1 protein-coding gene is annotated in these 14,429 nt (G+C 40.2%); it reads right to left on the bottom strand.

Features of this window, described 5'->3' with window-relative positions; translation table 11 throughout:
* Positions 1-292: 292 nt before the first annotated feature.
* Complete coding sequence (locus tag LMB57_RS06950; protein WP_229271233.1) at positions 293-14,302, bottom strand: MBG domain-containing protein; 14,010 nt, start codon at positions 14,300-14,302, stop codon at positions 293-295.
* Between the last annotated feature and the right edge of the window lie 127 nt (positions 14,303-14,429).

Below are 14,429 nucleotides of genomic sequence, written 5' to 3'. Positions count from 1 at the left end.
CTTATCGTTCGATAAAACGTTTATATAACAGCATTTTCAAGCGTTTTCAAAATCAAATAAAAATGTTTAAGTTTTTTTAAACAAATGAGGTTTTCATCATTTGTTAATCGTTAATCATTTCACTTTTAACATATCGATAGATAACAAAAACAATCGTTGATTTAATCATAAAAATAAAGCTTTATTATATAAATAAATCATTTATTATCTTTATTGCTTTATCACCACATAAGCAAGCTCCCCATTATTCTTTGGAATAGTGGAGAGCTTGTTTAGCTTTATATATTTTTAATTACTTTTCTCGTTTTTTCTTCTTCAAACCAGTTAAACCAAAGATACCTGCAAGAGCAGCGAATGTAAATCCTAACACAGAATTACTACTTTGATCATTACCAGTCTGGGGAAGAACATTAGCTTTTGTCTTTCCCTCTGTTCGGGTTTGAGCTAATTGATGTGAAACAAAATGTTTATTCGAAATTTGTCGCTTTTCTTGTTCAAGCGGCTTAGTTGGCAACTGATCATCAGGCACTAACTTGTTACCATCATTTGTTGGGACTAATGGTTCAATCGGTTGTGCCGGTTGAACTGGCCTTACCGGTTGATCAGGATTAGGTGGGGTCGTTGGCTGCTCAGGCGTGATTGGCTTATCAGGTTCTGCTGGTTGATTATTGTTAGTGTATTCAATCTCAATACTCCGATCTTCATCACTAGGAATAACCATTTCAGCTGGAATAGAGACCTGACTAGCGGTATAACCATTAATTTCTGGTGCCGTATATGCTGGCCATTCATTACTGCCATCAACTTGCCAAGCACTATAAGTTGCCTTACCAGTAACTGCGTCAAATGTTGCCGTCCGGGTAAAATTAACAGCTTGTGTAATTATCTGGCGTTGTCCATCCGGCAGCTTAACGATAATAGTTCGTGTTACCTCTTTGGTTAGGGATTCCATCTTCTCGTAAGTTGTTGATGGATTACCAGGAACTTTTCCTGTTGGTGCGTCTTCGCCTGGCTTTACAATGATCGTTTGATGTTTGATCAAAACGACAATATCTGGAATCCCATCAGGAGTAGCCATGACCGTTGCTGGAATTGATTGACCAGGGACAAGTTGCCAACCAGCTGGCATGGTTAAGTTGACCTCCACTGTCGCACCTGTTTTACCTTGAAGAACAGTTTGACTGATATCACTACCATTTGCGTCGCGGTAAATAATCATCCCCGTCTGCTCATTAGGAATGTAGTTAATTTCGACATTACTGTCACCACTGGCTGCTGTGACATCCATCTCAGGAACAATACTCATATTTGTCGTGTACCCTGGTACGGTCGTAGGAGTAAAGGCCGCAAATTTGCCACGATTCCATTTAACATCAGTAACTTCACCAGTGACCAAGTTCTTTGTCCCAGTTCCGATTAAGACAACTGTTTGCATGGTTTGTTCGTCACCACTTGGCAGGTGCTCTACGATTGTCCGCGTTACCGTCTTATGCTCTTGAACTGGCGCAGTAACTGGCTCGATCACGATCACAGTTGTCCCACCAGTAATCTTCACGGACTGCGGAAGTTCAGCAGTTGGTTGCCAATTGGTCGGAACTTCTGGCTTAAAAGAAACATCACTATTTTCTTCGCCAGTAACAGTCTGTGTATGGATTACTTGACCATTGACATCTTGGTAACTAATAATCTCTTGGCCTTCTTGTGGTTCCGGAATCTTATCGTATGTGATGTCGACCGTTTCATTTGGTGTCTCAGGATTTACCGTCATTGCTGGAACGATCTTTTGACTAGGAACATAGCCCGTAACAGTCGTAGGTTGGTAACTAGCCCATTGCACAGTGCCTTGAGGAAGCCATTCAGTGTACTTAATTTCCCCTGTTACTTCATCAAAGATCGCTGTCCGGGTAAATGTAACTTTTTGTGGAATCGACTCTTCCTTGCCACTTGGGTATTTCACATTGATTGTCCTTGTTGGGGTAACCGTTAGTTGTTCCATTATCGGGTAATTCTTGGATGGATCACCTGGAACTTTACCAGTCGGAATGTCAGGCGCAGGAGTTTCTGGAGTAACAACAACCGTCTTATGCTCAACCTTAACTATTATCGTTGGAATTCCTTCCGCTGTAGCAGTAACAGTCTTTGGAATTCCTTGAGCTGGAACTAATTGCCAACCTGCTGGTACTTTTGGAGTAATAGTTATAGTTTCGCCAGTCTTTCCACTAAGTGGTGTTGTCCCAATTTCCTTACCTGCTTTGTCTTGGTAGGAAATAATCCCACTTTGTTCATTAGCAGTGTAAGTGATGTTGACTGTCTCATTTTGTTGACCGTTCTTAACTTCAGCCTCTGGCACAACGCTTTCACTTACCGTATACCCAGGAATTGTTTCTGGCGTGTATGCATCCCATTTAGCTGTTGACCATTCACCATAAGTTACTTCACCTGTGACATTGTCGTAAGTAGCGTCACGGTAAATCTTACCTTCTTGGGTAATGGTCTGCTTTGTTCCATCTGGCTTCGTTACAACAATCGTTCTCGTAATCGTCTGGTTCAAATCATTTTCATGTGCGCCATCAATTACTTCACCGGTTACCGTTTTTTCACCGTCTGGAACTGGGTTTGTATGATCAACATTGGTTATGCCATGCTTAATCTTGATAGTAGTAATTCCATTTTCAAGAGTAATTTCACTTGGCACACTGCTTGGATCACTTGCTACCCAACCAGCAGGAATTTCAGGAGTAAATGGAAGTTTAGTTCCCTTAAGGTGACCGCTAATATTAGTTGAACTAATTATTTGGTTATCAGTATCAACATAGTTAATAGTTTGGCTACTATTTTCCAAAGTAAATGTCGCAGTTGAAATGAAGTCAATATTGTAATTTGGATTTTCTTGACGAATCTTACTGATTGCATCCCCACTAAGCTCAACGTCATAAGTTCCAGCTTCAGTTAACTGAGCTGGATGACCATCTTTACTAAAGATAAAATCACTTACCGTCAACCCTGTAATCGTTTGACCATTTACCACCACCGTGTAGTGACTAGGATCAATTTCTAAGTCTTGCGTAGTTTGAGAACCACTTAGCGTTGCCGTCGCCTTAGCTGGCACAATTGTTAATGATCCTTTACTGCCGTCATAACTATAATTATAGTTACTATCAGCTGCCTTGATTGCAGCGATACCAGCTTGGCTTAGTTCAACTTGGTAAGTACCAACATTTATTGGATTACCGATAACTTGAATGTCTTTGTCAGTTAATTGGTAAGTTTGACCATTAGAAAGCTTAACTTCAAATTTATCAGGATCTAATGCTACTACACTTCCTGTATAAGGAGTTTCTTGGCTACCATTAAAGCCAATCGTTGCATTCGCCTTACTAATTGTGACACTAGCTAAACCATTGAAGTTCCAAGTGTAATTATTGTTAGTGGCAATCTTACTTTGGCTAGAATCCTTAAGCTTCAAGTAGTAAGTACCAACATTTACTGGGTTAGCGATTACTTTTCCATCTTTATCCACCCATTCATAATCGTCAGCAGATAAAGTTGGGGCAGTAAGATTTACACCATTGTTAGTATTAATAGCGTTAGCAATCTTGTCCACCTTAATTTCAGGAGTTTGGCCGTTGTAAACCACATCATATGAACCTGAAGTAGTTACATCAGCACTAGCCTTTTCAATTGTAAAGGCTACCGCATCATTATTGTAAGTATAGTCATAATGATTACTTTCAAGATTTCGAATCTGATCTAAGGCTTCCTCAGTTAATCTTACCTTGTAACTGCCCGCATTAGTTGGGGCAGGAATTTGATTGCCTTGCTCATTTATAAATTCAAGATCTTCAGGTTTTAAGACATAAGTTTGGCCATTTGATAACTTCACGCTAATGCCGTTAACGACACCATTAGTGGCTGGAATGACTACTGGGCTTGCGGTGTAAATTGATGAAGCTGAACCATCAAGAGTAATGCTTGCAGTAGCCTTTTCAATATGATAATTACCTTTACCTTGGTAATTCCAAGTGTAGTTGTTATTTCCAGCAATCGCATTTTGCACTTTTTGCCAACCAGCTTGGGTTAACCGAACGTGGTAAGTGCCAACTTCACTCGGTGTCGAAATCACTTTTCCATCTTGCAGGAACTCATAATCACTTGCCGTTAATTGTAATGTACTTGGCAAAGCAATTGTCTTTTCATTTGGATTATTAGTAGTGATTTCGGGAATAAAGTTAGAAGGATCAATCGTTGCCAGATCACCAGTCCAAGGAATCGTTTGCGTACTAGTAGCTGGTAAAGTGATCAACGCGTTAGCTTGATTAATAGTGTAGCTGCCACTACCAGTAATCTGGACATTTGACCAGTCCAAGTTAGCGACATTTACAGCCTTAACTTTAGCAATACCACTCTGCGTCAATTGAACAGTGTAGGTACCGGCATCACTTGGGGCGGTAGGATAAGTTTGACCATCCTTAACCCATTCATAGTCACCGGCAGTCAAGCTTACGGAATTATTTCCCGGAGCGGTAATCGTAACTACTGGAGTATAGCCACTGATTGGCGTGCCATCATAGGACTTTTCAGCATCCCCGCTGAGGGCGGCACTTGGCGTAGCTTTAGTAATAGTTACTGTTCCTAGTCCTGCCTTACTAAAGTCATAACCATAATTATCAGCTTGAACTTTAGCGATGTTGGCGCGGCCTTGGTCAGATAATTCCACCTCATAAGTACCAACATTGGTATTAGCACCCGCGGCAGTATTAACAAACTGGAGATCACCAGCTTGCAATTCATAAGTTAAGCCGTTACCTAACGTGATCTTAAAGTCAGCCGGATTAATCACCGCAACAGCACCGGTGTAAACAACCTTTTCATTTCCAGAAAGGGTTACGGAAACATTGGCATTTCTCGTAATTGATAAAGTAGCACTACCAGCAGTTGTCCAATCATAGTTGTCAGTTTGTGATGCAAACTTCTTCAAACCGTTATCTGTTAAGGTAATCGTATAAGTACCAATAGCAGTTGGTTGTGCTACTACTTGTCCGGCGGCATTAGTGATTATTACATCGTCCGCCCCTAAGCTGACACCTGCTGGCAGGTCGACCGTTACGCCATTATTGGTGGTAATTGATAATGGGAAGTTACTGTAATCGATCGTGACTGGTTGGCCATTGTAGTCAGTGCTTTGACTACCAGCAATATTAAGCGTAACCGTTGCTTTGTTAATTACATAAGTAAAGGCACCATTAACACTAGTAAAGTCATAATTTGGATTTTCTTGATTCAATTTATCAGTATAATCCTTGTTCAAAATCAAGTAGTAAGTTCCAGCATTAACTGGTTGACCTGCAAATTTTACATACTGATCCCCATTCTTGGTGTACCAAGAGTAGTCACTCGTCGAAATATCATGAGTCAAAGTGAAAGATTTGTCATTAGTTGTGTCATAAGCAGACCAAACAATTTGGCCATAGATCGTCGCATCGTTAAGCGCCTGACCATTATACGTTTGTTCGACCTTGCCGCTAATGGTAACGGTCGCTTCCGCCTTATTAATGGTGTAAATAGCACTACCCGTAAAGGCATCGTCAGCAAAGGCGACATTTGGCACGTCATTTTGACCGCGACCAGCTAAACTGATAATGTAATTCTTGATATTAGAAATCCCATCAGCCGTTAATGTAATGGTGTACTCTCCCACATTAGTTGGGGCGCTCCCATCCGGAGTATTCCAAGTGTAGTCCCCGTCTTTAAGAAGATAAGTCTTATTAGCATCAGTAACACCAGGGAAACTTACAGATACTTCAATCTGCCCATTGCTGTTTACTTCTGCCGTAGTTGTAGCTTGACCGTTATAAGCACGTGAGTTGGCGCCAGTTAATACCCCACCTGCTGGTGCTTGCTTGATCACATAAGTGTACTCACCGCTAATTGCGTCAGCAGCAAAACTGTAGTTAGGGTTGGCGGCCTGAATCTTAGCGATCGAACTATCCTTAAGTTTCAAGTAGTAAGTGCCCGTGTCAGTTGGCAAACTAGTCATCTCAGTATAAGTGCCATCCGCATTCTTGGTGTACCAAGCATAGTCAGCTTCGGTCAAATCAGCAAGGTCTAGGCTTTGGCCATCAACTAAGCCACTTGGCGTCCAAGTAATTGAGTTAAGGACATCGCTAGCGGTAGTACCTTGACCATTGTAAACTTTCTCATCATTACCGCTTAAAGTGTCAGTAGCGGCCTTTTGATTAATCGTGTACTTGATCGTGCCACTTGCGGCATTAAAGCTGTAGTTAGGATTGTCCTTTTGCAATGTTTGCAAAGCAGAAGACTTCAAACGAGCTTCATAAGTACCAGCATCGGTTGGAACCGCATCAAGCTTATTCCCGTCCGTATCATACCAATCAAAGTCACTAGCAGTAATATCCTTCATTGATAATGGGGTGTTAGCAACAAGGTCGTTACCACTAATCGATAAGTCATTGACATCTAAGCTAGCTTCTTGACCATTGTAAGTCTTTTCTTGGCCCTTGCCAGAGATGGTGACATCAGTAATCGGCTTAGGAACGATTTTAAAGGTTGCTGAGCCAGTCACATTATCAGCACTAATTATTACATTGCCTTTGCCAGCATACTGATCAATTGCCGCTTGCAAATGAGCTAAGCCAGCTGACGTTAATTCAATAGTATAAGTACCAGCATTGGTTGGCGCATTGCCATTAGCCCACGTGTAGTCACCATCTTGTAAGTGATAAATACTATTTTCAGTGCTATCAGGGAAGGTCAAGTTAACAATAATGTCACCACCATTGTTGATTTCAGCGGTTGTGACTACTGTGCCATCAAATACCTTCTGGTTAGAACCTGACAAGCTTGCACTAGCATCGGTGGCCGCATTAATCGTGTAAGTTGCAGTGGTATTAAATGTCCACTTGTAGTTATCGCCATTGTTGCCAGTTAAGTTCTTCAACTTAGCTTGCCCAGCTGGTGATAATTCGACCGTATAGCTACCAGCGTTAATAGGATCGCCATTAGCAAACTGTAAATCATCAGTAGTCAATTGAATTGTTTGCGCCGTGCCGTCTGGGGCATAAACAGTGGCTGAATAAGTCAAATTATACTTACCAGTGTTCAAATCACTTGGCGTAGTAGTTTTCCCGTCATAGATCTTACTATCACTACCGTCTAAGCTGATCGTGACTTCGCCTTGGCTCACGTTAAAGGTGCCATAAGTAGTTACATCGCTCGCAGCTTGTGGATATGCATAGTTAGTACCCAATGCACTCTTGATATTATCCAGGCCTTGAGATGATAAGACAACTTGGTAACTACCAACATTGCCTGGTGTTTGACTAAAAATCAAGTCGCCATCTTTAGCTTGGTAATTTAATGTAGTATCATTTTCGGTCATCACAGTTAGAGTGTAGCCTTGAAGGTTCTTCTTAATAGCACTTAACCACTCATTAGAACCATAAGTTACACTTTGCTCATTGCCACCGACAGTAATCGTTACTGGCATTTGATCAACAAAGAAGTTGGCCCGTGCTGCAGAAGCTTGCGTCCAATTATAGTTGGTTGAGCCAGTTAAAGCTTGGAACTTCTTCAACCCTTGAGGAGATAATCTTACTTCATAAATGCCAACATTACCTGGAGTAGTTACAAACTCTAAATCGCCTGCTTCAAGCTTCACATTGGTATAGATTGGCTCATGTTCATTATCAATTGTCGCATTCTTAACAGGTGCAGTAATGGTTATAGTGTAGCCATTCTCGCCCCCATATTGAATCGTCGAATTTTCACCATATTTAATATGTTCTGCGCCATTAATCGTAACGGTAGTATCAGCAGGTGTAATGACATAAGTAGCTGGTTCATGCTTGCCATCACCAGAATACAAATCAGATGAACCACTTCTACCAGGACTATTAGTCCCACTAACAGCGTCCCAATCATAATCTGGAAAAGCTGACTGGAGTCTTTTTAGCAGTTGATCAGCAATTTTAACTTGATAAGTGCCGACATTGACTGGCATTTGACCATTAGTAAAGCCACTAATATAGACATCCCCAGACTTCAACCCACCAATTGCTTGAATAATTTCAGCATCAGTTGGCACAGAAACACTGCTATTCCAATTAGTTAGTTCAATGTGGTAGGCGCTTGGATCGAGATCTAAATCCGTCCCGTAAGTGGTCGTTTGATTACCGCTTAAAGTAACTTGAGCCTTGCGAGCATAGATTAAGAAATTACCAGTAGTATCACCTAAACTAATGTCATAATTACTTGCACCTGTTAAGGCCTTAATCTTATTAAGTGCAGAATTAGTTAGACGAACATAATAAGTTGGATTACCTGTTTTATCGTTTTCTTGCGCATTAGCATGGCTGACTGGCTTACCGTCGCTATCGACTACTTCGAGATCATCTGGGGTCAAAGTGAAACTTTCTAATCCGCTTGGTTCGTCAGTTGAGTTACCCCACACTAGTTTAATATCACCATTATCAAGCTGTGTTTGGGTAATAGCTGCATCTTGACCATTATAAACTTCTGATGCCGTTCCAGTTACGCCGATAATCAAACTTGCAGGATAAATTTGGTAAGTGATGCGCCCTGAAATGGTACTATTTCCATCCTTAACAAATGTGTAGTTCGGGTTAGCTGTTGCAAAGGCTGATTTACCCTTTTCATTTAATTGTAAGTAGTAATAACCCGCATTAGTTGGAGCACTAATTTGATTACCATCTTGATCAACCCATTCAAAGTCATCGGCAGTTAAGTTGGGAATGGTTAGGCCCTGAACATTATTAAAGCCAAAGTTCTTCTTAGTTTCTTCATTAGTTGGATCAAAGCTAACTGCTTGACCATTATATTCACTCTTTTCGTTCCCCGTTAATTGAACATTTGGTGAGACCGCTTGCTCAATTTGGAAAGTAGCGCTGCCTGTGTTGTCATTAGATAAGATGACATTGTCTTGACCAACAGCCGTATCAATCGCCGCTTGGATCTTCTTAAGGCCAGCAGCAGAGAGAGTCAGCGTATACTTACCGGCATTAACAGGTGCGTTACCATCTTGCGTATTCCAAGTGTAGTCCCCATCTTCAAGAGTAAAGCTGGTTGGTAAGTTCACAATATTATTACCATTAATTGATACCTTGATTGTCGAACCGTCAGTATACAAATCAGCTGTTGTTACGAAATTACCATTGTAACTCATCGAATTGTGCCCGCTAAGCTCAGCATTAGCAGTCGCTGCCGTAATGGTATAGGTACCCATTCCGCTAACAGGTGTTGCAGACCAAGTTATATTATCACTATTAATCTCTTTGATATGGTCCAAACCGGCTTGTGACAAGCGAACTTCATATTGTCCAACGTTAATTGGAACATTAGTAGTCCAAGTACCATTCACATTGAACTCAATATCGCCAGCAACTAAGTTATAAGTTGGGTTATTTGGTTCATTCAACTTAATTGAGAAACCATTTAAGTAATCGGTATTAGCACTTCCTGTGTAAGTGGATGAATTATTACCACTGAATTCTGCGGATGCTTGAGCCTTGTTGATGACTAAAGTCCCAAAGCTAGTACCTTGACTAATCTTGTAGTTACCACCAACTACATTTTGAATCTTCGCAACCCCGGCATCAGCCAAGACAATGTGGTAAACACCAGTATTCGTTGCCGTGATCGGATTTCCGCTGATATCAACAATTTGGAAGTCACCAGAATCTAATTGGACATTGCTTAAGCTAGCCGTTGCACCATCTTTACTACTAATACTTACCTGAACACTGTTATTGCCACTAGGATTGTAGTTAACGTTAATTGGTTGGCCTGTGTAAGTTTCAGTTTGCGTTCCGTCTACACTGACAGTATTTTCAGCCGCATTAATCGTATACTTAATCGTGCTGCTTACACTATCGAAACTGTAGTTATGATTGTCAGCTTTTAATGTTTGCAAAGCAGAAGAATTCAAACGTGCTTCATAAGTCCCTGCATTAATTGGCGATGTTGCCATTTTATTCCCATTAGCATCATACCAATCAAAGTCACTAGCTGTAAGTCCTGTCAGCGATAGTGGAGTATTAGCAATAGTACCGTTACCGCTAATTGTTAAATCGGCCACCGCTAAGCTAGCTTCGTGCCCATCGTAAGTCTTGCGTTGGTCATTACCAGAAATAGTAACACTAGTAATTGGCTTAGGACTAATAATATAAGTAGCCGTACCAGTAATCGTTGAATTACCATCAGCATCTACCCACTTAATACTGTTATTACCATATGCTTTTATAATATTTTGTTTACCTTGAGCTGTCCAACGTAACTCATATGTACCAGCATTAGTTGGCAAAGCAATCGACCAAGTTTGACCATTATCAGATGAGAATTCAACATCTCCAGCTTGTAAGCTATAGAGATTAGCTGTAGGTCCTGTAACTGTAGCATAGATTGGGTCATCACCAGGACCATTACCATTATTAAGGTCATTAAGAGTAATTGGATTGCCAGTATAGGTTGATTCATTAGTGCCCGACAAAGTTGCTGTTGCAACTGTGGTATAAGTTATATTGATCACCGTATCAGGCGTATCACCATTAACAGTCTGAGCTGGAATCCATTTAGGGAATGGAAGATTTAGCGTTGTTTCAGTAGTTGTCCCATCAGGATTAGTAACAACTTGTTTGATGATTCTCGTGTAGTTGTTAGGAGTTGGGATATTACGGAACTGTCCCCACTGACCTGTCGTCCAGCCACTTCCAGTAAAGCCATCAAATACTACACCACTATCATCAGCATTTACACGTACAGGTCTAGTAAGCGTAGCTGATTGTGTTATGGTTTGGGTAACTGACGGTTGGCCCGGCTGATTTGGTGGTGTGACGTTAATTACGCGGTTAATTGTTTTTTCGGTTAACGATTTAGGGACATAGTAAGTGGTTAAATCGTTACGAACATACCAAGTTGGATCCGTTGCATTCGTAAATACTATTCCTGGATTAAAATTGGGAGAAGCAAAAGTATTGGTAGCATATATACCCTGCAATTGTATAGTAACCACAACATAGTCGTTGCCAGCATCTGGAACATTTACACTAAAAGGTTGATTACTCTTTGGCAAATTCCATGAACCAGAAATCACATGAAAACCTGGATTTGCTGTGTCCCCTTCATTTTGATCCCATTGCCAATTGCCGCTATAGACAACTTTATTGGTTGTAGGATCAATTGTACCAGTTTGGGCATAAAAGACTTGAACTTGTGCATCTGGTCTAAATGAGTCTCCATTCTTATCCCCACCAGCAATCACAAATTTAGCGGTTATGGTTCTAGCTTCAGTTTTATTTGGAACATAGAAGATAGTATGCACCGGCTGAGCTTCGTAAAGAGATACAGCAGTCGTATAAGCACTTGAGCCTTTAGAATTATCACTGGTACTACCATCACTACCATTCCAAGTAGGGAAAACAAATTGATTAGCTGGAATTTTATTAGTGTTTGAAGCAGGTCCCCCCGTATAAGCTGTATATCCCGTTAAGGTTGGTACATCTGCAGTTACATTCGCCCACTTCTGCGGTAAATTAGTCCATGTACCAGAAACCACATGGTAGCCAGGTGTACTACTATCACCTTTCTTAGTATTCCATTGCCATGGGCCATAAGTAATATCTCCAGTTACCAAATCTTTTGTAGCTTGACGAGTATAGTAAACATCTAAAACCGCAGAAGTAAAGGCATTACCAGCCTCGGTGTAAGTACCATCTTCATTAACCTTAGTCTTAATATAATTTACTGTCACAGTTCGAGTTGCTTGTGCTTGTGGATCAGTGTTAGTTACATCTTGGGTTCTGTGGGCTAAATGAATAACAATGTTAGCACCATATAATGAAGGAGCTGCCGTAGCATCCCACTTATAATTTGGCACTGTCCAATCACAATCTGGATCGGTAAAAGGTTTACCATAGCTAGCGGTAAAACTGACACCGTCCGGCACCCCCGTTACACTAACAGATTTATATTTTCTTGTATTGACGTCTACTGGAAACTTAAGATTATTGCTATATCCACCATTATCGGGATTTTGAATATCAAACTGAACAAGTTCCTTCTTTTCCGTATTATCCCAGTAAGTAATGGTAAACTGCATTTGATCAGTCACCGTTACCTTAGCAGTAGCTGGAGTAGTTATGGCAGTATATTGCTGACCATTCACAGAAACTGGATAAGTTGCAATAACTTTAACATCATAGGTTCCTAATTGATTCCAATTTGGTTCACTATTATCAACAAATTCAAATGTAGTGCCTGATGGAAAATCAGCAACATTAGTAACTAAATCTTTAGCTGTTAAAGTCTTCCCCTTATAGGTAGTCTTATCTTGAATCTGAAGATTTTTCTTTTGGTCTGTAGGAATAGTAACAACTTGGTATGTAGCGTCCGCATAGTTAACTAGATGATTATTGTGACCAGTTACATCATCAACAGGGGCACTTGAAACTCTCTTTAGTACATAGTTATGTTCAGTAACATAATCCTCAAGCTTTTGATCAATCATGTTTTTGTAACTATTAATGGCATCGGTCATGTTACTTGCGCCAGCTGCATCATAAACAACGGGTACAGAAATGGTTGTACTTTGCCCACCCTTTGCATTATTAATAGTAATATTATGTGTATTATTGTTTTTATTAGACAAAAGAGTGTAGAGATTACCACTAGCTAAAATGATTGGCTGAGTAAAGCCACCATTGGCAATACCCAAAGTGTTTAACTTATCAGCAGTAAGTGTGGAGTTATTACCAAGATAAACGACTGACTTAGTATTATTTATGACATTCGATGCACTAGTCACCTTACTAAAATCCCAATTAGAAAAATCAACATACTGAGCACTTGAACCAGCAAACAAAACTGACATATTGGTAGCATTGCTCGTGTTCCAGTTAGCAATCGCACTTGCATCAACCAATGATCCTTCATTGGCAAAAGTTGCGTAAAGATTAGTTACCTTACTGGTATTCCAGTTTTCCAAACCATGAAGACTAGTTAGTGATTGGTTAATATTAAATGCCCGATTCAAATCAGTTACATTGCTAGTATCCCAATTAGCTAAGGCACTAATGTCTGTCAGATTAGCATCACTCATAAAAATGACACCCATGTCAGTTACATGGCTTACATTCCAATTTTCTAGACCTTGTAAGGTCGTAAAACTATTATTAGCAAATGCAGTGTTGAGTTTTTGTAAACTGTCAGTCTTCCAATTGCTAAGAGGCGAAAGATCCGAAACTTTACTGACATTGTTAAATATCCGAGTCATGTTCGTAACCTTTTGGACATCCCAATTTTCCAAACCAGTTAAGCTAGTCAAGCTAGTTGCATTTTGGAACAAGGCAGACATATCTGTAACATTTGAAACATCCCAATCACTGATTCCAGTCAAAGAGGTTAGCTTAGAAGCACTGTTAAAAGTATTTTGCATCGAAATAACGCTACTGGTGTCTAAACTATTGGCATCTAAATCAGTCAAAGTAGTGTTCTTTTGGAATGTATTGTTTAAGTTAGTACTTGCAAGCTTAACTTTCTTATCATCAGTCTTGCTAAAAGCAATTGTAGTGGCATTCTTCCATTGATTCAGTAAATTGTTAGAAATTGCTACTTGCAGGCCATTAGTTGATGTGCCAGCTGCCGCAAAGTCAGCTTCATTAGGCACAATAATATGGGTTGTATCACCAGTATAGCCAGTTAATTGGTAGTAGTCAGTTCCATTAAATGTCGTACTCTGCCCCGTCCACTTAGAAGTATCTAATGTCCCCCAAGTTGCAGAATCATAGCCACCGTTAGTAGTAGCTGTTGCAGTAATCTTATTTTCTTGAAGTGCTTCATTGGCAGGGGCGTCAACAGTATTTACATTGAGAGCAAGAAAAGCATTTTTATTTTCTTCTTCACTATTAGTTTTATTTGCAGAAAAAGCGGAACTTGAATTTTCAGTATCCTGAGCAGTTGTAGTCTTTTGTTCACCGGTTTTAGAAGTGTCGGTAGTATTATCTACAACATTTCTCTTCGTTTCATCAGTATTTTGAGCACTCTCAGCCGCTGAACTTTTCAGTTGCGCCGATTCAGTTGCATTACTGCCACTTACTTGAGTTGTTGCTGGGGTAGTCGTATCTGCTTGGACATTGGCATTTACTACCGCAGTTGCCCCAAAAGCCAGCATAAAAGTAGCACAGGCAGTAATCCACTGTTTCTTTGCTTTGTATAATTTATAATTCTTATTTTTGGGAGTCATGCTCCGTAAAGGATTATTTTTACCCATAAGATATCCCCCATCTCTTAGTCATTTATCTTCCTATAATTATATCCTAATCTAAATCCTTTTAAATCAATTTTTCATCATCCGATTTAATTTGCAGGCCAGTAGAATTTATCCATTGGTATTGTTA

The organism is Limosilactobacillus secundus, assembly GCF_020784695.1.
GTDB classification, from domain to species: domain Bacteria; phylum Bacillota; class Bacilli; order Lactobacillales; family Lactobacillaceae; genus Limosilactobacillus; species Limosilactobacillus reuteri_F.
This window is presented reverse-complemented; position numbering and strand designations above follow the sequence as displayed.